The 23724-nt window shown below is 66.2% G+C and carries 20 protein-coding genes; 9 read left to right on the top strand and 11 right to left on the bottom strand.

Going from position 1 to position 23724, the window contains the following annotated elements; translation table 11 throughout:
- Positions 1 to 45 precede the first annotated feature (45 nt).
- The 3 genes from leuS to holA are packed head-to-tail and all read left to right on the top strand — an operon-like array spanning position 46 to position 4155.
- Positions 46 to 2619: a leucine--tRNA ligase gene (leuS, locus tag L1787_RS11255; protein WP_235708925.1), complete on the top strand. Its 2574-nt coding sequence runs from the start codon at positions 46 to 48 to the stop codon at positions 2617 to 2619.
- Positions 2606 to 3130 (top strand): hypothetical protein, encoded by a 525-nt coding sequence (locus L1787_RS11250; RefSeq protein ID WP_235708924.1) that lies wholly within the window; start codon positions 2606 to 2608, stop codon positions 3128 to 3130. The genes leuS and L1787_RS11250 overlap by 14 nt, the downstream gene beginning before the upstream one ends.
- On the top strand, positions 3127 to 4155 hold the full coding sequence (holA, locus tag L1787_RS11245; protein ID WP_235708923.1) for a DNA polymerase III subunit delta: 1029 nt from the start codon (positions 3127 to 3129) through the stop codon (positions 4153 to 4155). The genes L1787_RS11250 and holA overlap by 4 nt, the downstream gene beginning before the upstream one ends.
- Before the next feature lie 21 nt (positions 4156 to 4176).
- On the opposite strand, the gene L1787_RS11240 is transcribed toward holA, so the two are convergent.
- From L1787_RS11240 to L1787_RS11230, 3 genes are read right to left on the bottom strand one after another with little or no spacing between them, the layout of a single operon-like run.
- Positions 4177 to 6075: a TRAP transporter permease gene (locus L1787_RS11240; RefSeq protein WP_235708922.1), complete on the bottom strand. Its 1899-nt coding sequence runs from the start codon at positions 6073 to 6075 to the stop codon at positions 4177 to 4179.
- 51 nt (positions 6076 to 6126) lie between these two features.
- A complete protein-coding gene (locus L1787_RS11235) occupies positions 6127 to 7089 on the bottom strand; it encodes a TAXI family TRAP transporter solute-binding subunit (protein WP_235708921.1) in 963 nt (320 codons plus the stop codon).
- Positions 7089 to 7547, bottom strand: a complete 459-nt coding sequence (locus L1787_RS11230; protein ID WP_369415088.1) for an AtuA-related protein — start codon at positions 7545 to 7547, stop codon at positions 7089 to 7091. The genes L1787_RS11235 and L1787_RS11230 overlap by 1 nt, the downstream gene beginning before the upstream one ends.
- 89 nt (positions 7548 to 7636) lie before the next feature.
- Between L1787_RS11230 and L1787_RS11225 the strand changes: the two genes are divergently transcribed.
- Entirely contained in the window at positions 7637 to 8368 is a 732-nt protein-coding gene (locus L1787_RS11225) for a GntR family transcriptional regulator (RefSeq protein WP_235708920.1), read from the top strand.
- Positions 8365 to 9738, top strand: a complete 1374-nt coding sequence (locus L1787_RS11220; protein ID WP_235708919.1) for an acyclic terpene utilization AtuA family protein — start codon at positions 8365 to 8367, stop codon at positions 9736 to 9738. Before L1787_RS11225 ends, L1787_RS11220 begins: the two co-directional genes overlap by 4 nt.
- A gap of 817 nt (positions 9739 to 10555) precedes the next feature.
- On the opposite strand, the gene L1787_RS11215 is transcribed toward L1787_RS11220, so the two are convergent.
- Genes L1787_RS11215 through mnmE form a run of 5 tightly spaced genes read right to left on the bottom strand, consistent with a single transcriptional unit; the run spans position 10556 to position 16015 of the window.
- A complete protein-coding gene (locus tag L1787_RS11215; protein WP_235708918.1) occupies positions 10556 to 11440 on the bottom strand; it encodes a ParB/RepB/Spo0J family partition protein in 885 nt (294 codons plus the stop codon).
- Entirely contained in the window at positions 11440 to 12240 is an 801-nt protein-coding gene (locus tag L1787_RS11210; RefSeq protein WP_235708917.1) for a ParA family protein, read from the bottom strand. The genes L1787_RS11215 and L1787_RS11210 overlap by 1 nt, the downstream gene beginning before the upstream one ends.
- 3 nt (positions 12241 to 12243) lie before the next feature.
- Positions 12244 to 12834: a 16S rRNA (guanine(527)-N(7))-methyltransferase RsmG gene (gene rsmG, locus L1787_RS11205; protein ID WP_235709103.1), complete on the bottom strand. Its 591-nt coding sequence runs from the start codon at positions 12832 to 12834 to the stop codon at positions 12244 to 12246.
- A gap of 34 nt (positions 12835 to 12868) precedes the next feature.
- Entirely contained in the window at positions 12869 to 14713 is a 1845-nt protein-coding gene (mnmG, locus tag L1787_RS11200) for a tRNA uridine-5-carboxymethylaminomethyl(34) synthesis enzyme MnmG (protein ID WP_235708916.1), read from the bottom strand.
- Between the two features lie 9 nt (positions 14714 to 14722).
- A complete protein-coding gene (mnmE, locus tag L1787_RS11195; protein ID WP_235708915.1) occupies positions 14723 to 16015 on the bottom strand; it encodes a tRNA uridine-5-carboxymethylaminomethyl(34) synthesis GTPase MnmE in 1293 nt (430 codons plus the stop codon).
- Here mnmE and L1787_RS11190 point away from each other — a divergent pair.
- On the top strand, positions 16014 to 18008 hold the full coding sequence (locus L1787_RS11190) for a thioredoxin domain-containing protein (RefSeq protein WP_369415087.1): 1995 nt from the start codon (positions 16014 to 16016) through the stop codon (positions 18006 to 18008). The genes mnmE and L1787_RS11190 overlap by 2 nt on opposite strands.
- A gap of 86 nt (positions 18009 to 18094) precedes the next feature.
- Here the strand turns inward: L1787_RS11190 and rho are convergent, their stop codons facing one another.
- The 3 genes from rho to hemE form a co-directional block, all read right to left on the bottom strand.
- Positions 18095 to 19360, bottom strand: a complete 1266-nt coding sequence (gene rho / locus L1787_RS11185; protein ID WP_235708912.1) for a transcription termination factor Rho — start codon at positions 19358 to 19360, stop codon at positions 18095 to 18097.
- Positions 19361 to 19587: 227 nt separating this feature from the next.
- The gene (gene hemJ / locus L1787_RS11180) at positions 19588 to 20016 is read right to left on the bottom strand and encodes a protoporphyrinogen oxidase HemJ (protein WP_235708911.1); all 429 of its coding nucleotides are present in this window, start codon (positions 20014 to 20016) and stop codon (positions 19588 to 19590) included.
- Complete coding sequence (gene hemE / locus L1787_RS11175; RefSeq protein ID WP_235709102.1) at positions 20013 to 21056, bottom strand: uroporphyrinogen decarboxylase; 1044 nt, start codon at positions 21054 to 21056, stop codon at positions 20013 to 20015. Before hemE ends, hemJ begins: the two co-directional genes overlap by 4 nt.
- A gap of 394 nt (positions 21057 to 21450) precedes the next feature.
- On the opposite strand from hemE, the gene L1787_RS11170 reads away from it, so the two are divergent.
- Genes L1787_RS11170 through coaE form a run of 3 tightly spaced genes read left to right on the top strand, consistent with a single transcriptional unit; the run spans position 21451 to position 23706 of the window.
- On the top strand, positions 21451 to 22299 hold the full coding sequence (locus L1787_RS11170; RefSeq protein WP_235709101.1) for a pyruvate, water dikinase regulatory protein: 849 nt from the start codon (positions 21451 to 21453) through the stop codon (positions 22297 to 22299).
- A complete protein-coding gene (locus L1787_RS11165) occupies positions 22299 to 23114 on the top strand; it encodes a shikimate dehydrogenase (protein ID WP_235708909.1) in 816 nt (271 codons plus the stop codon). The genes L1787_RS11170 and L1787_RS11165 overlap by 1 nt, the downstream gene beginning before the upstream one ends.
- Positions 23115 to 23118: 4 nt before the next feature.
- The gene (coaE, locus tag L1787_RS11160; RefSeq protein ID WP_235708907.1) at positions 23119 to 23706 is read left to right on the top strand and encodes a dephospho-CoA kinase; all 588 of its coding nucleotides are present in this window, start codon (positions 23119 to 23121) and stop codon (positions 23704 to 23706) included.
- The last annotated feature ends 18 nt before the right edge of the window (positions 23707 to 23724 follow it).

The following is a 23724-nucleotide window of genomic DNA, read 5'->3' as shown; positions in this document are numbered from 1 at the left end:
CTCTTGCCCATGGTCCGGCGTCAATCTGCATCGCCGGTCCAATTCATGAGTACGTCAGAGCGTTACAACGCGCCCACCATCGAAGCCAAGTGGCGCGCGGCCTGGGACGAGGCGGATCTGTTCCGCACTCACAACGACGACCCCAGGCCGAAATATTATGTCCTCGAGATGTTCCCGTATCCCTCCGGGCGCATCCACATGGGGCATGTCCGAAATTACACGATGGGCGATGTCGTCGCGCGTTATCGTCGCGCCAAGGGTTACAACGTGCTGCACCCGATGGGGTGGGACGCCTTCGGCATGCCGGCCGAAAACGCCGCGATGCAGAACAACATCCATCCGCGCGAGTGGACCTACGCCAACATCGCGTCGATGAAGAAGCAACTCAAGTCGATGGGGCTCTCCCTCGACTGGTCGCGCGAATTCGCCACCTGCGATGTCGATTATTACCATCAGCAGCAGCGCCTTTTTCTGGCGTTCCTGAAAGAAGGTCTCGTCGCCCGCAAAACCAGCAAGGTGAACTGGGACCCCGTCGACCAGACCGTCCTCGCCAACGAGCAGGTGATCGACGGTCGCGGCTGGCGCTCCGGCGCGCAAGTCGAGCAGCGCGAGCTGTCTCAGTGGTTCTTCAAGATCACCGACTATGCCGATGATCTTCTCGATGCGATCGACGGCCTCGACCGCTGGCCCGACAAGGTGCGCCTGATGCAGCGCAACTGGATCGGCCGGTCCGAGGGCCTGCGAATGCGCTTCGAGATGAAGTCGACCGGGCCGGACGGCTCGAACGAGATCGAGGTCTTCACCACCCGACCCGACACGATCTTCGGGGCGAGCTTCGTCGCCGTCGCCGCCGGTCATCCGCTGGCGCAGGCCGTCGCCGCCGCGCGGCCCGACGTCGCCGCATTCATCGAAGAGACCCAGCGCATGGGCACGAGCGCGGTCGCGATCGAGAGCGCGGAGAAGAAGGGCATCGACACCGGCCTTCGCGTCGCCCACCCGTTCCTCGAGGGCGAGGTGATGCCGGTCTATGTCGCCAACTTCATCCTGATGGAATACGGCACGGGCGCCATCTTCGGCTGCCCGGCGCACGACCAGCGCGACCTCGACTTCGCGCTGAAATACGACCTGCCCGTCATCACCGTGGTCCGGCCGAACGACGCGGACGACACGTTCGATGTCGGTGTCGAGGCCTATACCGGCGACGGCGTTCTCATCAATTCGCACTTCCTCAACGGGATGACGATTCCCGATGCGAAGGACGCGATCGCGAGCCGGCTCGAGGCGCGGATGCTGGGCAACCAGCCGCAGGGCGAGCGCAAGGTGAACTATCGCCTGCGCGATTGGGGCATCTCCCGGCAGCGTTATTGGGGCTGTCCGATCCCCGTGATCCACTGCGAGGCGTGCGGCATCGTCCCGGTGCCGGAGGATCAGCTTCCCGTCACGCTGCCCGACGATGTGACCTTCGACGTGCCGGGCAACCCGCTCGACCGCCACCCGACCTTCACGAAGGTGACCTGTCCGACCTGTGACGGCCCCGCCCGGCGCGAGACCGACACGATGGACACCTTCGTCGACTCGTCCTGGTATTTCGCCCGCTTCACCGCGCCCGACGCGACGGACATGCCAATCGTGCCGGACGTGATGGAAAGCTGGCTGCCGGTCGACCAATATATCGGCGGCGTCGAGCACGCGATCCTGCACCTTCTCTATTCGCGTTTCTTCATGCGCGCGGTCGCCAAGGCGGGTTATGGCGACCGGCCCGAGCCGTTCGCCGGTCTCTTCACCCAAGGCATGGTCACGCACGAGACCTACAAAGACGCCGCCGGCAACTGGGTCTTCCCGGAGGAAGTCGTCCTCGATAACGGCGCCGCGGTTCACGCGAAGACCGGTGAGCCGATCACCGTCGGCGCGGTGGAATCGATGTCGAAGTCAAAGAAGAACGTCGTCGATCCCGATGAGATCATTTCGAGCTACGGCGCCGATACGGCCCGCTGGTTCATGCTCTCCGACACGCCGCCCGAACGCGATATCGAGTGGACCGACGGCGGCGTCGACTCCGCGCACCGCTTCGTGCAGCGCGTCTGGCGCCTCATCGGCGACGCGATCGGGCGGATGGAGGATCCGGGTACCGGCGACGGGCTCGCGCTGCGCAAGGCGACCCACGCCTCGATCCGTGCGATCGAAAGCGACATCGAGGGCCTCGGCTTCAACCGCGCCGTCGCGCGTCTTTACGAGTGGGCGAACGTCCTTCAGAAGGCGCTCGCCGATCCCGCGACGCCGGGCGCCGCGATCCGCGAAAGCGTCGACGCGATGATCCGGTGCTTCGCGCCGATGATGCCGCACCTCGCGGAGGAATGCTGGACGGCGATCGGCAACGAGGGCTTTGCGGCCGCGGCCTCTTGGCCCAAGGTGGACGAGAGCCTACTCGTGGAGGACGCGGTGACGCTTCCGGTCCAGGTGAACGGCAAGAAGCGGGCGGAGATCACCGTGCCGAAAGATGCGGCCAAGGAGGATATCGAGCGTGCGGTATTGGCGCTTGAGGACGTTCAGCGTTTCCTCGATGGCCCGCCTCGGCGGATCATCGTCGTGCCGCACCGGATCGTCAATGTGGTGGCGTAGCCTCCTCGCGGCGACGCTGCTGGGGCTCGTCGTCGCGGGCTGCCAGGTGCGTCCGCTCTATCTCGATGCGGCCTCGGGCGGCCCCTTGTCGCCCGTCCCGGATCTGCGGGCGATCGTGGTCGACCCGCCGCGGGATTATACCGAGCAGGTTCTGCGCAACGAGCTCCTCTTCCTGTTCCGCGGCGATGGCGGGCCGGCGGACGAGGAACGCTTCCGCCTGCGCATCATCGCCAATAACGCGACCGACCCGCTTGCGGTGCAGCTCGAAGAGGACTTGCCGGCGGCCGTCCTCTTCACCCTCGACACGACGTTCATCCTGTCCGAGATCGCCACCGAGAAGACGCTGCTGACCGGCTCCAGCACGGTCACGGCCTCTTACGACTTCTCCTCGCAGCGCTTCGCCAATGTCCGCGCCGAGCGCGACGCCTCGGCCCGCGCGGCGAAGACCGCGGCCGAACAGATCTCCGCCCGCATCGCCGCCTATTTCGCGGCCAAGCGCTCGGAATCGTGACGGCGCTCAAGGCGTCCGATGTCGCGCGGCGTCTCGACGAGGCCGCGAAATTGCCGCCGGTCATCCTGGTGTTCGGGCCCGATCGCGGGCTCGTCACCGAGGTGACGGAAACGATCACCGCGCTCTTCCAAAAGGATGGCGACGATCCCTTCGCGGTGGTTAAGCTCGATGCCGCGAACGTCACCGCCGACCCCGCCCGGCTGATGGACGAGGCGAACACCGTGTCCCTCTTCGGCGACCGCCGGCTGATCCTCGTCCGCGACGGGGCGAGCCGCAATCTCTCCCCGGCGGTCTCGCCGCTTCTCGCCCATCCGCCGACGGACTCCGTCGTCGTCGTCGAGGCCGGCGATCTCCGACGCGGCACCGGGCTGCGCAAGGAGGTCGAGGACCACAGGTCCGCCGTCGCTATTTATTGCCCGGTGGACGGCGAGCGCGACCTCGAGCGCATGGTCGACGAGGAGGCCCAGCGCCTCGGCATCACCGTCGATTTCGACGCGCGGGCGACGCTGATCGAACGGCTCGGCGCCGACCGCGCGGCCTCCCGCAACGAGGTTCTGAAGGCCTGTCTTCACGCGGTGGACGAGGGGCGTCTCACCGTCGCCGACGTCGATGCCGTGGTGGGCGACGTCGCGGTCAGCCAGATCGGCGATGCGGTGGACGCGGCATTTCTCGGCCAGCGGGAACGCCTCGACAGGCTCCTCACGCGCCTGTTGAAGCAGGATTCGGCCGCCGTGCAACTCCTGATGGCGGCACAGCGAATGAGCCACACGCTGGAGCTCGCCGCCGCTGCCGTCGCGAACGGTCAGTCACCGGGCCGGGCGGTGGAGAATGTGCGTCCACCCTTTTTCGGTGCGCGGAAGGACGCGGCGGCGCGGATCCTCGATCGCTGGTCACCGGAGCGACTGCGCGCCGCCTCGGCTGCGATCGCCGACGCCACCTTCTCGACGCGGACGATGCCGCATCTGTCGATCCCGGTGACGCAGGATCTCCTGTTTCGGATCGCGTCCCAGGCCAGCGCGCGCTAACGCCTTTCCCGCCATCGTCGCTCAGCCGGACCGTTCGAGTTCGCTCGCGGTCCAGCCAGGCGGCGTTTCCCTGTGGCGGAACGGGCGGCCGATCACGATCCCGGTGACGATGAGGGCGATGCTGGCGACGAGCGCGATTTCCGACGGGACGATGGCGAGGGCCGCGGCCGGCAGATAGAGAAGCGCCGGAACGAGCCGGCCTCCCGCGATCTGCGTGCCGGACAGGAACAGTGACGTCGCGAGCACCAGCGCCCCGCCCGAAATCACCGCCTCCACGATATCGAGCGACGAGCCCGACCACAGCATTCCCGGATACGACAAGAACATGAACGGCACGACGTAGGTGACGGCCGCGAGGCGCACCGCGTTGAGCGCGGTCGGCCACCAGTCCGTCCGGGCGATCGAGGCCGCGACGAAGACCGCGATGCACACCGGCGGCGTGATCACCGAAATCGTTGCGTAGTAGAAGACGAACATGTGGGCGACGAGCGGTTCCACGCCCACCGTGATCAGCGCCGGCGCCATCACCGCGGCAACCAGCACGTAGGCCGCCGTCGTGGGGATGCCCATGCCGAGAATGAGGCAGGCGACGGCGACGATCAGCCCGATCAGAACGAGGCTTTCCCCGCCGATGGCAACCGTGAGCGACGACAGCGTGACGCCGACGCCGGTGAGGTTGATGAGCGCGACGAGGATCTGCGCGCCCGCCAGCATCAACGCGATGATGACGATGCCGTTGCCGGCCTCCACGAGCCCGTCGAGAAGGGACTTCGCCGTCTTCAAAGGTTGGCGGTTGACGATGAGATCGCCGATGACGAAGGGCAACACGATCGCGGCGATGCCGAATGCGGCGGCGAAGACGACGGAGCGGCCGGACGCCATCATCCAGATGAGGCCGGTCAGACCGCAGATCACCGGCAAGAGCCGCACAGGATCGAGCGCGACCCGCACCGAGGGGATCTGCTCGGCCGGCACGACGCCGATATTCTTGCGCAGCGCGATGAGATGGATCGTGGTGAAGACGCCGACATAAAAGAGCATCGCCGGGATCAGCGCGGCGAGCGCGATCCTCAGATATTCGACGCCGATCATCTCGGACATGATGAAGGCCGCCGCGCCGAGGATCGGCGGCGTGATCTGCCCGCCCGTCGAGGCCACCGCCTCCACCGCGCCGGCGAAGGGCGCGGGATAGCCGATCCGCTTCATCAGCGGAATGGTCATCGTGCCGGTGGTGGCAACGTTGGCGACCGCGCTCCCGTTCACCGTGCCGAAGCAGGCCGAGGCGACCGTCGCCATTTTCGCCGCGCCGCCGGTGGAACGGCCGGAGACGAGAAGGGCGAGGTTCATGAACGTCTCGCCGCCGCCGGTGTGCAAGAGCATCGCACCGAACAGGACGAACGCTGCGATGATGGTCGCCGCGATTCCGGTCAGCGAGCCCCACAGGCCGATATCGGTGAGATAGAGCGTCTCGGTCACGAACAGAACGTCGTAACCCCGATGACCGAGCCGGCCCGGAATGAGGTGTCCCAGAAAGACATAGGCAATGCCGATCCCGACGAGAATCGGGAAGGCGAGGCCGACGGTCCGCCGGGCGAGTTCCAGAATGGCCACCACGAGGACGACGGTGAGCGCGATCTCCTCCGGCGCCGCCATCGGCAGCGTCGTCATGATCCGCTCGGCGTTGGCGGTGACGTAGAGCGCAGCGATCACGGCCCCCGTCCAGAGCACGAGGTCGATGGCGAGGCCGAGCCGTTGCAGCCGCCCGCCGAGGCGCAGCGGGTAAGCGAGGAACCCCAGCGTGATGACCAGCGCCACCATGACCGAGCGCTGCACGAGCGCGTCATACGGCCCTGCGGCCGCCGTATAGAGAATGAACAGTCCGGTGACGAGCGCGACCGCTCGCTGCAGCGTCTGGCGCATCCGTTAGCCTCCCGGGGAGCGGCCGGGCTGACCCGGCCGTCTGATGTCGGTTCAGTTCGCCGGAATGAGGCGCTCGGGGATCTCGACGCCGATTTCCTCGTAATAGCGCATGGCGCCGGGGTGCAGCGGCGTGGTGGCCAGCTCCATCGTCATCTCGGGAATGTCGGAGCCCTTGAGGCCGGAGAAGGCCGCCGCCTGGACCGACTCGTCCTCCATGACCGCCTTGGTGATCTGGTAAGCGAGCTCGTCGTCCATTTCCGGCCGGGCGAGCGCGGCGACGCCGAAGGCCCATGTCTTGTAGGCGGGATAGCCGTCTCCCGCCTCACCGTCGGCGACGGAGACGACCGAGAGGTTGGGGAACTTCTCTTCGATCGTCGCGACTTGCTCGTCGGTGAGGCCGATGAGCGAGATCGGCGTCAGCGTCGCAATGTCGATGCTGGAGGCGTCGAGCCGCTTGCCGGAGCCGCTTTTGACGTAGCCGGCCGTCCGGTTGTCCTTGATCTGATCGACGATATCGCCGGTCGACCCGCGAACCCATTCCGGCTCCACTCCGAGCGCGCCGAACACGGCTTCGGAGGTCGATTCGGTCGCCGAGCCGCTGATCCCCGGATTGATCCGCTTGCCGGCGAGATCGGCGAAGGACTCGATGCCCGCGTCCTCGCGGACGACCACATTCTGCGGCGATGAGGCGTACACCCACAGCGTCATCGGTTGGTAGGCATTGCCCTCGAAGTCGCCGCGACCGTTGAAGACGTCATAGGCGACGTTCGTCGTCACCAGGCCGAAATCGATCTGGTTGCGCTGCAGGCGACGCAGATTGTCGAGCGTCGCGCCGGTCTCGACCACATTGGCCGACACGCCGTCGACATTCTGGTTGATGAGCTGGGACACGGCGACGAAATAGCCGTAGTGGCTGGACGATGCCGAGGTGGAGCCGATCGCGATCCGCTCCTGGGCGAGCGAAGGCGCCGCGACAAGGCCGGCAACGGCGATCCCTAAGATCATGCTGCGCATTAGATTCCTCCCTGTTTTCGTTTGTTGGCCGACGGCTCGCGAGGGGCCGCCGGCAGCGCCGTCGCCGCGACGGACTTCGGCACGTCGATCTCCATCGAGAGCAGCCGGAAGGCACTCGTCTTGCCGTGCGCGTCGAGTGCGAGCGCGGCGTTCACGCCGCCTTCCAGCGCGTCGTCGATCACAAAATTGAGGGCCATGAGGTTCGGCAGCACATAGCGGGTACAGGCCGATGCGCTGCGATGGCGAAACAAGGCGAGCACGCGCGCTTCCGTGACCTCGGACAGAAGCGTCGGCCAATGCTCCGGCCGGTAGGCGATGACGCTGATATTCTGCCGATTGCCTTTGTCGCCCGCGCGGCCGTGGGCGAGCCGGTAGAGCGGCATGCGCACGCACACCTCCGCATTCGCGCCCTGCGCCTCCGGCGCAACGACATCTCCCTCGTGGCCGTTCTGGCTCATCGCGTCACTCCCCGAATTAGTCATCGGAATAATTATCGATGATGTCAACGATAATTGTCGGAGGCGCAAAACCCGCGTAGAGTGCGGCCATGCAGGAGACGGATTCTTCCTTTTCAAAAGGCGCGGCACGACAGTCGAACGGCTGGCAATCCGTCGCCGCGGATGTGCAAGCCGACATCCTGGTCGGCCGAATTCTGCCGCGCGAACGGCTGATCGAGGACGAGTTGATCGTCCGCTTCGGCGCGACGCGGCATGCGGTCCGCCGCGCGCTCGACGAGTTGGAGCGTCTGGGTCTGGTGGTGCGTCGTCCCAATCGCGGCGCCCAGGTCTGCGATTACACGCCGAAAGACATCGAAGACCTCTACGCGATCCGCTATGCGCTCGAAGGTCTCGCCGCGGCCTCACTCCCGGTCCCCGGCGACGCGGGACTTCTGACCGCGCTGCGGGAGGTCGCCACCGCCCATCAGGAAGCCTCGGCGGCGATGGCGTTCAGCGAAATCGCGCGGCTCAACAACCTGTTCCACGACACGCTCTTCGCGAGCGCCGGCAACGAGGAGCTCGCCTCGGCGATCCGGCTCTACGCCCTGCGCACGCAACCGATCCGCAGCCGCGGCTTCGCCGATTCCGAGCTGCGCCGCCGCGCGGTCGGCGAGCATTTCGCCATGTGCGACGCCCTCGAGCGCGGCGAACGCGAAACGCTGGCGGCGCTCTGCCGGGAGCACATCCGCTGGCCGATGGAATTCTACCTCGCGACGATCGCCCCCGTGGCGACACAGACGACGGGCGCCCCCTTGGCCTCCGCGACGGGAAGCGAACGATGACATACAGGATCGGCTCGGGTGCGGGCTTTTCTGGCGACCGGGTCGATGCCGCGGGACCGGTGGTCGCGGAGCTTGCCCGGCACGGCGGCGGCGCGATCATCTTCGAGACGATCGGCGAGCGCACCTTGGCGCTGGGCCAAGCCGCGCGCCTCGGCGACGCGAACCTCGGCTACGAGCCGCTTCTCGAAGCGTTTCTCGGCCCCATCATCGCCGACGCGGTGAAGGGCAATGTGCGGATCGTCGGCAATTTCGGCGTCGCCAATCCCGATGCGGCGGCGCGCCATGTCGCGGCAATCGCGCGGGCGGCCGGGGTCGCGGACGTGCGGATCGCCGTCGTCGAGGGGGACGATATCCGCACCGACTTCCAGGCCGACTCCGCCACGCTCTGGGATGGTGACGGCAGCCTTCCACCGCCGGCCGGAGACGTCATCTCCGCCAATGTCTATATCGGCGCCCGCGCCATCGCGGACGCGATCACCGCCGGCGCAGACATCGTCGTGACCGGCCGCGTCGCCGATCCGGCGCTCGCCCTCGGTCCCCTGGTCGCCCATTTCGGCTGGGATTGGGATGATCTCGACCGGATCGCCGCCGGCACCTTGATCGGCCATCTCCTGGAATGCGGCTCGCAGGTGAGCGGCGGCTACTTCGCCGATCCCGGCTTCAAGGACGTGCCCGATCCCGATGCGATCGGCTTTCCCATCGCCGAGGTCGAGGCCGACGGCAGCTTCGTCATCACCAAACCGGCGGAAACCGGCGGGCTCGTCGACCTGCGGACCGTCAAGGAACAGCTTCTCTACGAGATCCACGACCCGGCCGCCTATCTGACGCCCGACGTCACGCTCGACATCACCGGCGTCGACCTGCGGCAGGTCGGACGCGACCGTGTCGCCGTCACCGGCGCACGGGGTCACGCCCGGCCCGACACCTTGAAGGCGACCATCGGCTTCGAGGGCGAATGGTTCGGGGAGTCGGAAATCTCCTATGCCGGCCCCAACGCGCTGGCACGGGCCGAACTCGCGGCCGACACCATCAAGAAGCGGATCGCGCGGCGGGGTCTCGACGTCACCTTCCGGCTCGACCTCATCGGGGTGACCAGCGCGTTCGACGATGACGGTGGCTCGCTCCGTGCGAACCTGCAACCGGGGCCGGACGATGTGCGGGTTCGCCTCGCCGCGAAGTCGGTGTCGAAACCCGCGGTCTCCCACGCCTTGCAAGAGGTGCTCGCCCTCTATTGCTGCGGGCCCGCGGGCGGCGGAGGCCACCGCAGCAGCCTCAACCGCCGTATCGAAACGCGGTCCTATCTGGTGCCGCGCGATCTCGCGGTGGAGAGCTGGCGCTTCGTCGGCGAGGGAGTGTCGGCGCCGGCCTGACCGGCGAGCGCGCCTTATGGCCCGCGCCATGGCCGTGGGGGTGCACCCCGCGAGCGGGCATGACGGGTAGCCTGCCCGGCGACATTGTTTTGGCGATGCCGGGTTCGATCACGCCGCACTCATGATCCGGCATCGGCGTCCGCCGTCTCCGATCGTCCAGGCCTGCGGCGGCGGCTGTCAGCGGCCCCGCGTTTCCCATGAGGCGCCCCTTTACAGAAAACCGACCAGGCGATCGCCGAGTGTCCGAGCCACATGAGTGGGCCGAGCCGAAGCCCCCGCTCCGTGGCCGCGTTTCCGTCTGCCAAGTACCGGGGCCACACCAACGCGCCGTCCTCTCCGGGAGGCTCGACGATGGCGCCGGTGGGCCATCCGTCACACTCAATCGGATCGACAAACCGCGAGCCGGCCGTACCTTCGCCGCGTCGGCCGATCGGTCATAACGTCGCCAACCTACGATCTCTCCGGCGGTCTGACGCGGCTCAATCCACCGGCGGCGCCGCTGGGACGCTTACCCGGATCTCGTTTCAACGAACTCGGCCGGGAATGCAGGACACCACGGGCAGGCCGGATCACCTCCGCCCACATCGCGATAATGCCGAAGCGGTGGAGCGGAGGAGTCTGCCGCTGCGAGTCGGCTTGGCGGCATGGATCACATTCGAGCAGTCGCGGCTGATCAAAGACGCGCGAGACAGACCGGTCCGCGCGGCATCAGCGGCTCACGGGCCATCGCTCAAACGTCAAGCTACGCGCGATTTTGAACCGATTTAAAAGAACGAAGCGGCCTGATGGTGCATTGCAACATCGGCGTGTTTCGGCGTCATTCCTCGCCAAGCATCCGGCAAACTTGCTCGAGCTGGTCGAGCGAAGAGTATCGGATGGTGAGGACGCCGCTTTCGTCCGTGTTGTGGGCGAGATTCACATCGAGCCCCAGGCGGCTCGAGAGACGGCGGACGAGCGCGCGGGTGTTCGCGTCGTCGACGGTCGCCGATTTCGCCTTCTTCGCAGCCTTCGCCGCCTGCTCTTCCTCAGAGCGATTGAGGCGGCTCACCAGCGCCTCCGTCGCCCGGACGGAGAGGCCGTTGCGGATGACCTCTTCGGCAATCGCATCGGGGTTCTTGGTGCCGATGAGCGCCCGCGCATGTCCGGCGGACAGGCTCCCATCGGCGACACTCGCACGGATCGACGGCGGCAGGTTCAACAGTCGGAGCGTGTTCGCGACGTGGCTCCGGCTCTTGCCGATGAGCTTTGCGAGCGCATCCTGCTTGTGCTCGAACTCCTCGATCAGGCGCTGGTAGCCCATCGCCTCCTCGATCGCGTTGAGGTCCGTGCGCTGCACGTTCTCGATGATCGCGAGTTCCAGCGCTTCGCCCGACGACACGTCGCGAACGAGCACCGGCACCTCGTGGAGACCGGCCCGCTGCGCCGCGCGCCAACGCCGTTCGCCGGCGATGATCTCGAAATGATCCTCGACGCGCCGGACGAGCAGCGGCTGCATGATGCCGCGCTCGCGGATCGACTGGGTCAGCTCGTCGAGCGGTTCGTCATGGAAGGACCGACGCGGGTTCGCCGGGTTCGGCCGCAACGCGTCGATCGGCAGACGCCGCGGATCGCGATCGGCCGCCGGCGCCGCATGACCTTCTGCCGGAACGTCGCCGAGGAGGGCGGACAGACCGCGGCCCAGGCGCTTTTTCGTATCCTCCATCAGGCCACTCCCATCCGTTGTTCGCGATCGATGAGCTCGGAAACGAGCCTGAGATACGCCTGACTGCCCGCGCATTTGAGATCGTAGAGCAGCGCCGGCTTGCCATATGACGGCGCCTCGGACAGGCGCACATTGCGCGGGATCATCGTCTCGTACACGAGATCGCCCATCGTCGCCCGCACGTCCGCAACCACCTGGTTCGCGAGATTGTTGCGGGCATCGTACATCGTCATCACGATGCCGTGGATGGTGAGCTCGGAATTCACGCTCTCGCGGACTTCCTTGATCGTCCGAAGGAGCTGCGACAGGCCTTCCATCGCGAAGAACTCGCACTGGAGCGGCGCCAGCACCGCGTGGGAGGCGGCGAGGGCATTCACCGTCAACATGGTGAGGGACGGCGGGCAGTCGATCACGATATAGCGCGGCGCGCCCTTGTCCTGCGAGAGACCGGCCACCGCCTCGCGCAGCCGGAGCGCGCGGTCCGAGAAGGTCGACAGCTCGATATCGATCGACAGGAGATCCATCGTCGCCGGCGCGATCGACAAATGCGGCACCGCAGTCGGTCGGGCGGCCTCCTTCAGCGAGGCGGTCCGGGTCAGGATGTCGTAGGTCGTGATATCCCGCTGGTTCGGCTCGACCCCCAGCCCCGTCGAGGCGTTTCCCTGTGGGTCGAGATCAATGAGCAAGACCTTCTCACCCAGCGCCGCGAGCGCGGTCGAGGTGTTGATGGCAGTCGTCGTTTTACCGACACCGCCTTTCTGGTTGGCAACCGCGATGACCCTCGGGCGAGCGGGCAGCATGGTTCAGACCTTCGTCATTTGAGACACGGTGAGGATCGTGGCATCGGCCTCGGTCCGGCTCGGCGTTTCGGAAAGGGCGAAGTCGTAGCGTTTTCGGGCCTCGGCGACCTCGTTGGCCGCGTCTCGGCCCTTCGGAAAGAGGCCGATCGTCGACGGGCCGAAAAAGCCGGCGGAAAGGTCGAGCAGCTTATCGAGCGAGGCGAGCGCACGTGCGGACACCACATCCCGCGCGCCGGGCGTCACCGCCTCGATCCGCTTGGGTTCGACGCGCACGGACGCGCCGCTCGCCGCCGCGACCTGCAAGAGGAAGGCGGCCTTCTTCCGGTTGGACTCCACAAGCGTCATCCGAGTCCCCCTTCGCGCGATGGCGACGATCATTCCGGGGAAACCTCCACCGGAACCAAGGTCGATCCATTCGGGCCCCGCCGCGTCCGCGAGCGGCAAAAGCTGGAGGCTGTCGAGGACATGCCTCTGCCACAGACGGTCCTGGTCGGCCGCGCTGACGAGGTTCGACACACGGCCCCAGGCCCGACAAGAACCCACAAAGGTTTCAATTGCCTCAAAAGCATCGGGATCGACAGCGCCGCGCACCATCTCGCGCGCCTCTTCTTCCGTGTTGTTCACCGCTTTATGCGACCTGTCGTCTGGCATGGGCCGCGATGAGCGCGAGCCCGGCGGGGGTCATCCCAGAAATTCGCCGCGCTTCGCCGAGCGTTCGCGGCCGGCGGCGCTGAAGTTTTTGCTGCAGTTCGGTCGAGAGGCCGGGGATCGTCCGCTCCATCAGCCCGGCGGGAATGGCGAGGCTGTCGGATGCGGCTTCACTGGCCGCCTGGCGTGCCCGGCGCTCCCCATAGACCCGGTAGAGCGCATCGGCCTCCAGCGCGTCGCGAATGAGCGGCGGGATATCGGCGAGCCCTGGGTCGATCCGGTCGAGGAGCGACCAGCCGCCGTCATTGTGGGCGAGAAGATCGAAGCCATTCCGCCGACGGCCATCCTGATTAAGCGTGACGCCGTACCGGGCCGCTTCGTTCGGGGTGAGGGCGATCGCCACGAGCCGAGCCGCCGCTTCCGTCTTACGGGCGCTCTTGGCCGCCTGATGCCGCTGACGGACGCCGCCCACGAGCCCGAGGCGGACACCCCAGCCGGTCAGCCGGTCGGCCGCGTTGTCGGCCCGCATCATCAGCCGATTCTCGGCACGCGAGGTGAACATGCGATAGGGCTCGTCGACACCGTTGGTGACGAGATCGTCGATCATCACCCCGAGATAGGCGCTATCCCGATCGATGGTCACCCCATCGGAACCGGCGGCCCGGCGCGCGGCGTTGAGGCCGGCGAGAAGGCCCTGGGCCGCGGCTTCCTCATACCCCGTCGTCCCGTTGATCTGACCGGCCAGATAGAGGCCCGGAATGGCCCGCAACTCCAAAGTCGGATCGAGCGCGCGCGGATCGATCATATCGTATTCGATAGCGTAGCCGGGTTGCACGATCTCGGCAGACTCGCAGCCGGGCATCGAGCGGACGATCGCCCACTGAACATCCTCGGGCAGCGAGTTGGAAATGCCGTTCGGGTAGATGAGATCGCTCTCCAGTCCTTCCGGCTCCAGAAAGATCTGATGCGCATCGCGGTCGGCGAACCGGACGACCTTGTCCTCGATCGAGGGACAGTAGCGCGGCCCGACGCCGGTGATGTGACCGGCGAAAAGAGCAGAACGGTCGAGATTCTCGCGGATGATGGCGTGGGTGGCTTCGGTCGTCCGCGTGACATGGCAAGGGCGCTGCGGGAGCGCGGCGCGATCGGTAAAGGCGCTGAAAAAGACCGGTGCGTCGTCACCGGGCTGCTCGTCGAGCCGGGAAAAGTCGATCGTTTCGGCCTTGAGACGCGGCGGCGTGCCGGTCTTCAGTCGGGCCATGGGGAGGTCGGCGGCGCGCAGGCGAGCGGCGAGGGCGGTCGATGCGGCCTCACCCATGCGGCCCGCCGGCCAATGCTTGTCGCCGAGGTGGATCATGCCACCGAGGAACGTGCCGGTCGTCAGAACGACGGCGGCGGCTTCGATCTCACGCCCATCCGCGAGCCGCACACCCGCGATATGAGGCGATGCAATCAGATCGGCGACCTCGCCTTCCACGACCGCGATACCCTCGATCGCGGCGAGCTCCGCCTGCATCACGGCGCGATAGACCGCCCGATCGACCTGCGCACGGGGGCCGCGAACGGCGGGCCCACGGCTGCGATTGAGAAGGCGAAACTGAATGCCCGCCGCGTCGGCGACACGGCCCATGACGCCATCGAGGGCATCGATCTCGCGCACGAGATGGCCCTTGCCGATCCCACCGATCGCCGGATTGCAGGACAATCGGCCGATCGCATCGGCCGCGAGCGTGACCAGGGCGACGCGCGCACCCGCACGCGCCGCGGCCGCTGCCGCTTCGCATCCGGCGTGTCCACCGCCAACAACCACCACATCATGTTTCACGTGAAACACTCACTTGCCGAGACAGAACCGCCCGAACACGTCGTCGAGCACATCCTCGATACCGATCTCACCCGTCATACGTGCCATTGCCTGACACGCCAAGCGCAACCCTTCCGCTTTGACCTCGAGCGCGTGCGAATCAAGCGCGTCGTCGATGCCCTCGACGACGCCGAGGAGCGCCGAACGTTGCCGCGCGCGCGTGATCAACGCCGCTTCCGAGCGCGCCAATCCGGCCGCCGCCTGCGCGGCGATTTTCTCTTTCAATGTGGCGATCGACGCTGCGTCGGAACAGGTGGTCTCAATCTCCGTTCCATCGACGCGGCCGAGATCGCATTTATGGCCGACGACGATCCCGACACCCGCCACCCGCAACGGGTTCGTATCTGGGCTCCTGACCTCGACGACGAAATCGGCCCGATCGCGCGTCGCCTCCGTACGGGCGATCCCGAGCGCCTCGATACCGCTCGCGCCGTCTCGGATCCCGGCCGTGTCATGCAGGATCACGCGGTAGCCGCCAAGTTCGAGCGACACGGAAACGACGTCGCGCGTCGTGCCGGCCTCGTCACTCACGATCGCGACGTCGCGACCGGCGAGCGCGTTGAGGAGGCTCGACTTTCCCGCGTTCGGCGGGCCGACGAAGGCCACGTGAAATCCGTCCGACAGGCGATCGGCCTGATCGCTACCGAGGAGCGCCCCCTCGATCTCCTCACGAAGCCCGTTGAGGGCCGGGTCGATTTCCGGCGAGGCGTCACCGACATCGCCTTCGTCGGAAAAGTCGAGATAGGCTTCGCACAGTGCGAGCGTGCCGATGAGCCGCGCCCGCCAGTCCGCCACTTGGCGTGAGAGCGCGCCGTCGGCGAGGCGCGTGGCGCGACGCCGCTCCGATTCGGTTCGCGCCTCGATAAGATCGGCGAGTCCCTCGGCGTCGGCAAGTCCCATCCGGCCGTTCAGCACGGCGCGCAGCGTGAACTCGCCGGGTTCCGCCGCCCGGACCCCTGGCACGGTGAGGGCATCGGACAGCACCCGTTCCACCAGCGCTGGCCCGCCATGAAGATGAAGCTCCAGAACGTCTTCGCCCGTAGCACTTCCCGGCCCGGGAAAGAGCAGGCAGACTGCCTTGTCGAGCACGCTGTCGTCGAGCGGTGAGCGCACGTCCCGAACCGCGGCGCGCCGCGGCCGGAGGCCGTCGATCGCAAAGGCGCGCGCCACAGCGACCGCCTCCGGTCCCGAGGCGCGAACAATTGCGATCGCACTGGGTGGCACACCGGACGATAGTGCCACAATTGTCCCTACAGATTTCATGGGAGACCTTACCCTGATGGCCCACGCAAACCGACTCGCGCACGAAGCCAGCCCATACCTCCTCCAGCATGCCGAAAACCCGGTGGATTGGTGGCCATGGGGCCCGGACGCGCTCAGCGAAGCGGAGCGGTCGGGTCGGCCGATCCTCCTGTCGATCGGATACGCGGCTTGCCATTGGTGCCATGTGATGGCGCACGAGAGCTTCGAAGATGCCGAGACGGCCGCCGTCATGAACGAACGCTTCGTCAACATCAAGGTCGATCGCGAAGAGCGGCCGGATATCGACCAGATCTATATGGCCGCACTCCACGCCACTGGCGAGCAAGGCGGGTGGCCGCTCACAATGTTCCTCACGGGGACGGGTGAGCCGTTTTTCGGAGGGACCTATTTTCCGAAGGACTCGCGGTTCGGGCGCCCCCGTTTCGTCGACGTGCTGACCGCCGTGTCGGACTCCTATCGCGATCGGACCGACCTCATCGCCGACAATGTTGAGGCGATCCGGCAACGGTCGACGGCGATCCAAGATCCCGGCGAACTACCGGACGATGCGCCCGTCCGCGCCGCGCGCCAGTTGCTGAGCCTCACCGACCCAGACAATGGCGGAATGCGCGGCGCGCCGAAGTTCCCGAATGGCGGTTTCTTCGAGCTGCTCTGGCGGGGCGCAGCGCGGACCGGAGAGCCCGAGTTTCGCGACGCGGTGCTCACGGCGATGAACCGGATCTCGATGGGTGGGATCTACGATCATCTGGGCGGCGGCTTCGCGCGGTACTCCGTCGATCAGCGCTGGCACGTGCCGCATTTCGAGAAGATGCTTTACGACAACGCCCAGCTCATCACCCTCCTCACCGACTCGTGGTGCGTGACCGGCGATCCGCTCTTCCGTGCGCGCGTGGAAGAAACCATCGGCTGGCTCACCCGCGAGATGCGGATGGACGGTCTCTTCGCCGCGAGTCTCGACGCCGATACCGAAGGCGAAGAAGGACGCTTCTATGTCTGGAGCAAGGCCGCGATCGCCGACGTACTGGGCGCCGACGCGGACCTATTCAACGCGCATTATGACGTGTCGGAGGACGGCAATTGGGAGGGGACGAACGTCCTCAATCGCCTCGCGGAAACCGGGCTCGGCGACGAGGCGTTGGAAGCCGCCCTCGCCGTTTCACGTGAAACACTGTTCGAGGCCCGCGAGCGCCGACCCGCGCCCGGCCGTGACGACAAGCAGCTCGCCGACTGGAACGGCCTCGCCATCGCCGCACTCGCCCACGCCGGCGCGGCGTTCGAACGGCCCGATTGGTGCGATCTCGCCGACACGACCTATCGGACCGCCAAGGCCCGCTTCAGCGGCGGTGACCGCCTGATCCACGCCGTGCGCGGTGACAGCCGGCTCGATCAGGCGTTCGCGCTCGATTATGCGGCGATGATCCACGCCGCGATCGGTCTCTATGCCGCCGGCATCGGATCGCAAGATGATCTGATCGCCGATGCCGTCACATGGGTCGACGCGTTGGAGCGCCACCATCTCGCCGAGCACGGCGGCTATTATTGGTCTGCCGACGACGCGCCCGCGTTGATCAAGCGCCCGGATAGCCCACACGATGAAGCCGTGCCCAACGCCAATGGTCTCATGGTCAAGAACCTCGCCTCGTTATGGGCGATCACCGGCGACGATCGCTTCGAGCAGATTGCGAAACGAATCCTGCGGGCCCATGGCCGGCTCGCGGCGACGAATGTCTTCGCGTGCGCGAGCCTCTTCAATGGAATGGATCAGCTCCAGCGCCTCGCCACCGTGACCACGACCAACGCTTCGACCTTGGAGGCGGCGGTACGCCGCTCCGGGCATCCGGCTGCGCTCGTTCTCGGCTCAACGCCGCAGAGCAACCCGGCCGCATCGCAAAGCCTCGATGCCGGCCAAGCGATCGTCTGCCGCGCAGGTGTCTGCAGTTTGCCGATCGGCGATCCGGCCGAGCTGCGGACACGGCTTTGGACGCCGAATTGACGGCGGATTGACCTTAACAAATCACCAATAAAAAAGGCCGCATTTCCTGCGGCCTTTTTCGTTTCCATGCCCTGGATGGACCGGGCTCAGGTGTTCATCGAATCGAAGAACTCGGCGTTGTTCTTGGTCTGCCGCAACTTGTCGAGCAGGAACTCGATCGCGTCGACGCTGCCCATCGGGTTCAGGATGCGGCGCAGGACGAAGACCTTCTTGAGGTCCTCCTTGCGCACGAGCAGCTCTTCCTTACGCGTGCCGGAGCGCTGAATGTCGATCGACGGCCAGACGCGGCGATCGGAGATCTTGCGATCGAGGATGATCTCGGAGTTGCCGGTGCCCTTGAACTCCTCGAAGATCACCTCGTCCATGCGGCTGCCGGTGTCGATCAGCGCGGTGGCGATGATAGTCAGCGAGCCGCCTTCCTCGATATTACGCGCGGCACCGAAGAAGCGCTTCGGGCGCTGAAGGGCGTTCGCGTCGACACCGCCGGTCAGCACCTTGCCGGACGACGGCACGACCGTGTTGTAGGCGCGGCCGAGACGGGTGATCGAATCGAGCAGGATCACGACGTCGCGTCCGTGCTCCACGAGCCGCTTGGCCTTCTCGATCACCATTTCGGCGACCTGGACGTGCCGGACGGCCGGCTCGTCGAACGTCGAGGAGACGACTTCGCCGCGCACCGAGCGCTGCATGTCGGTCACTTCCTCGGGCCGCTCATCGATCAGGAGGACGATGAGATAGCAATTCGGATGGTTCGCGGTGACGGACTTCGCAATGTTCTGCAGAAGGACCGTCTTACCCGTGCGGGGCGGCGCGACAATGAGCGCGCGCTGGCCTTTGCCGAGCGGGGCGACGAGATCGATGACGCGGCCGGAAAAGTCCTTCGTGGGGGGCCCGTCGACTTCCATGTGGAGCCGCTCGTCTGGATAGAGCGGGGTCAGGTTGTCGAAGTGGATCTTGTGCCGGGCGGCCTCCGGCTCCTCGAAGTTGATCGTGTTGACCTTGAGGAGCGCGAAATACCGCTCACCCTCTTTCGGGCTGCGGATCTGACCTTCGACCGTGTCGCCCGTCCGCAGCGAGAAGCGCCGGATCTGCGACGGGGAGACATAGATATCGTCGGGTCCGGGGAGATAATTCGCGTCGGGCGAACGGAGAAAGCCGAACCCATCCTGCAACACTTCGACCACGCCTTCGCCGATAATGTCGACTTCGCGGGCGGCGAGTTGCTTCAAAATAGCAAACATCAGCTCCTGTTTGCGGAGCGTCGATGCGTTTTCAACTTCATGCTCTTCGGCGAACGCAATGAGATCGCCGGGGCTTTTCGCCTTGAGCTCGTGAAGTTTCATTTCGCGCATGGGGCTGTCCTGGTCACCGGCCATGTTGCCGGGAAGAAACGAGGCTGCGAGAGACGCAAATTTGCGTGGAGGGAGAGGTTCCTTCACCGCTCGTCCCCGGCGTGGCCGCCTGGTTCATCCACGATGCGAGCGTTGGAACGCGCCTAACCTATAGGCGGATCAGTTCTTTCGCAAGCCCATCTGTGAAACCTTGTCTCGCACGGCGGGTCCGGCCGGACCCGCGCCGGCTAGAAAGGCTTCACGAAGACGATGATGACGATCCCGATCATCAGCACTGTCGGGACTTCGTTCATGATCCGGTAGAAGCGCGCCGAATGGGTGTTGGAGTCGGTGCCGAACTTGCGCACCCACCGGGCCATCGCCATGTGCGCGATCGTGAGGAGGAGGACCAACGTCACCTTCGCGTGGAACCAGGGCATCGTCCATGCCTGGCTGACATAAGCGAGCCACAGGCCGAAAATCCACGCGGCGATCATCGCGGGGTTCGCGATCACCCGGAGGAGCCGGCGCTCCATCACCTTGAACGTCTCCGACTGCACCGAGCCGGGCTCGGAGCCGACATGGTAGACCATCAGCCGCGGCAGGTAGAGGAGGGCGGACATCCAGGCGATGATCGAAATGACGTGAAAGGCTTTCAGCCAAAAATACAGCATCATGGGGCGGTACGCTCTTTCACGATCTCGATGACGCGGGTGACGTTTTCAGGCGGCGTCTCGAGGGAGATACCGTGGCCAAGGTTGAAGACGAACGGCCCGTCACGCAAGGCCTCGCAGATGTGCGCCACCGCCGCATCGAGACCGGGACCGCCTGCGGCAAGGCGCGCCGGGTCGAGGTTGCCCTGCACGCAAACGCCTGATTTCTGGAGCTGTTTCGCCGCCTCCATCGTCACCGTCCAGTCGAGTGAGACGCCGTCGACGCCGGTGCCGTCCACGAAATCCCCGTAACCCGTCCCCGCTCCACGGGGAAAACCGATGATCGGAACGTCCGGCGCCGCCGCTCTGACGCCGGCGACGATGCGGGCGATCGGCTCGATCGACCAGCGGCGGAAACCCGTCTCGTCGAGCGCGCTCGCCCAGCTGTCGAAAATCTGCACCGCGTCGGCGCCAGCCTCGATCTGAGCGATGAGGTGGCGCGTCGCGGCATCGACGAGAATGTCGATGAGGGCGCCGAAGGTGTCCGGATCGCGCGCCGCGAAGGTGCGGGCCGGCCACTGATCGAGCCCACCGCGGCCGGCGATCATGTACGTTGCGAGGGTCCAGGGCGCGCCGCAGAAGCCGAGCACGGCCTTCTCGGCCGGCAGCGCCGCGCGAAGCCCGCGAAGCGCCTCATAGACCGGCGCGAGATGGGTCTCGAAATCGTCGAAACGAAGCGCCGACGGATCGGTGATCGGCTCGAGGCGAGGGCCTTCGCCCTGCACGAACCAGACCTCCTGGCCGAGCGCATCCGGCAGGACGAGGATGTCCGAGAAGATGATCGAAGCATCGAACGCATAGCGCCGCATCGGTTGAAGCGTCGCTTCGACAGCCAATTCCGGCGAATAGCAAAATTTTAGGAAACTTGAAGCGGTCTTCCGAAGTTCTCTGTACTCCGGGAGGTAGCGTCCGGCTTGGCGCATGAACCAGACCGGAGCAGGGCGAACGGTCTCTCCGCGCAAAGCGCGCACAAGGGAGGGCGTGGCAGAAGGCTCGGCGTCCATCATTTAAGAGAATCTAAATAGATAGGTTGTTTTTGATGTTGGTCCCTGAGTGACGGGGACAGACGCATCGCACACAGCCGTTCGCCTTTTTGTTCGCCGGGGTCCGACCTGGGGACCTCCGTGTTCACACGTTAGAACAATCGCCCGCAAGTCCCCTCGAAAGCCCCGACCTGCGCTCCATTCGCACGCCCCTCGCTGGCGTGGGCGGTCTGTGGACCATCTGGAACAACCGGCCAAGTGTTAACGAGGCTTAACTTTTATTCCGCGCTTGTCCACGTCGGCCCGCCGGTGGATGGACATGAGGACGATCACATCGGCCTTCCACAGGCTTGCGCCGGAACGCGGACGAGGCCAGGACTTGTCCCACAACAATCCCCACGCCGAGGCGCACTTCGTGAACCGGAAACGCACGTTCGTCCACGTCCACCTCGTCTCCGACTCGACGGGTGAGACGCTGATGACCTCCTCCCGCGCGGCGGTCGCCCGCTATGAAGACGTGGAGGCGATAGAGCACGTCTATCCGCTCGTTCGCTCCGACCGGCAGCTCGATCGCGTCCTCTCCGAAATCGAGGATGCGCCGGGCATCGTGATGTTCACTCTCGTCGATCCGGAGATCCTGGAGCGGCTGCAGATGACGTGCGCCAATCTGGGTCTGCCGTGCATCGACGTTCTCGACCCGCTGGTCGCGGTCTTCCAGTCTTATCTGAACGTCCAGAAGGCGGCCCGCGTCGGCGCCCAGCACGAGCTCGACGCCGGCTATTTCCGCCGCATCGAGGCGCTCAATTTCGCGATGCGCCACGATGACGGCGCGTTGCCGAGCGATATCGACGAGGCGGACGTCGTTCTCGTCGGCGTGTCGCGCACGTCGAAGACGCCGACCTCGATCTATCTCGCCAATCGCGGCGTGCGGACGACCAATCTGCCGATCGTGACCAACCTTCCGGTTCCGCCGTCCCTTTTCGACGCGAAGCGGGCGCTGATCGTGGGCCTCACCGCCTCGCCCGACCGGATCGTGGCCTTGCGCGAAAATCGGCTCCTCGCCATGCAGGCCGAGAATCGCGGGTCCTCCTATGTGAACCGCCAGGAGGTCGCGAAAGAGGTGGCCTTCGCCCGCAAACTGTGCGCCGAGCATGGATGGCCGCTGATCGACGTGACGCGTCGCTCGATCGAGGAGACCGCGGCGGCGATCGTGGCGCTCCTGACCGATCGCCGTTACGGCTCGGGCCTGACGGAGACCTATTGATGAGCGCACCGAAGCGGGTCGGCGTCGTCGGCTATCCGGTGAAGCATTCGCGTTCGCCGATGATTTTCGAGCATTGGTTCGGCCGATACGGGATCGATGCCCGTTATGATCGGATCGAGGTGAAGCCGGAGGACGGAGAGGCGTTTTTCGCCACGCTCGCCGATTCCGATCTCGCCGGGGTCAATGTCACGATGCCGCACAAGGCCGTCGCGGCGCGCCACGCCAAGCTCGATGATGCGGGGCGACGGTTGGGCGCGATCAACACGCTCTGGCGCGACGGTGCGGCGATGGCCGGGACGAGCAGCGACGGATCGGGCTTCTTGAAGAGCCTAGACGCCCAGGCCCCGGCCTGGCGCGGTCGCGGGGCTGCGCTCGTTCTGGGTGCGGGCGGCGCGGCGGTGTCCGTCGCCGACGCGTTGGCCGCCGAAGGCGTCGCCGTGCGGATCGCGAACCGGACGGAGGCGAAGGCAAAGGAGCTCGCCGATCTCGTCGACGGTGAGGTGGTGGCGTGGGATCGCCTCCCCGACGCTCTCGCCGAGACGGCGCTTCTCGTCAACGCGACATCGCTCGGCATGACCGGCTCCGGGCCGCTCGACATCGACCTCTCCCCCCTCCCCGCCCAAGCGACCGTTGCGGATCTCGTCTATTATCCGCTGGAGACACCGCTTTTGCGCGATGCGCGCGCGCGGGGTTTCGCGGCCGTCGATGGGCTCGGGATGCTTCTCTATCAGGCGACGGTGGGCTTCGAGCGCTGGTTCGGTATGGAGCCGGCGGTCGACGACGAGCTCCGCCGCGTCCTCCTGGCGACGTTCTAGGCCGATGATCATCGTCGGCCTCACCGGCTCGATCGGGATGGGCAAATCCACCACCGCCGGCCTGTTCGCCGCCGAAGGGGATGCCGTCTATAACGCCGACGCCGCGGTGCATCGTCTCTATCAGGGCCGCGCGGTGGATCCCGTCGGCGCCGCCTTTCCGGGGGTCGTGATCGACGGCGTCGTCGATCGCAAGGCGCTCGGCGCGGCGGTGCTCGGCGACGCCGAGGCGCTCGCCCGGCTCGAGGCGATCGTGCATCCCCTCGTCCACGAGGAGGAAGCGGCTTTCCTCGCCCGCGCGCGCGAGGACGGTCGCCGCATCGCGATCCTCGACATTCCGCTGCTCTTCGAGACCGGACGCGACCAAGAGGTCGACGCCGTCATCGTCGCGAGTGCGCCGGCGGACATTCAGCGCGCCCGCGTCCTCGAACGTCAGGGCATGACGGAGGAGAAATTCTCCGCAATCCTCGCCAAGCAGATGCCGGACGCCGAGAAACGCCGGCGCGCGCACTTCATCATCGACACCGGCGTCGACATTCCGCATGCGATGCGCGAAGTCGAAGCGGTGCGCCGCGCGCTCCTCTCGCTGGGCTGACGCGGCCCTCGGCGAGGA

Origin of the sequence: Acuticoccus kalidii (assembly GCF_021556395.1) — a bacterium.
GTDB classification, from domain to species: domain Bacteria; phylum Pseudomonadota; class Alphaproteobacteria; order Rhizobiales; family Amorphaceae; genus Acuticoccus; species Acuticoccus kalidii.
Note: the sequence above shows the minus strand (reverse complement) of the source record. Positions and strands in the feature narration are given on the sequence as shown.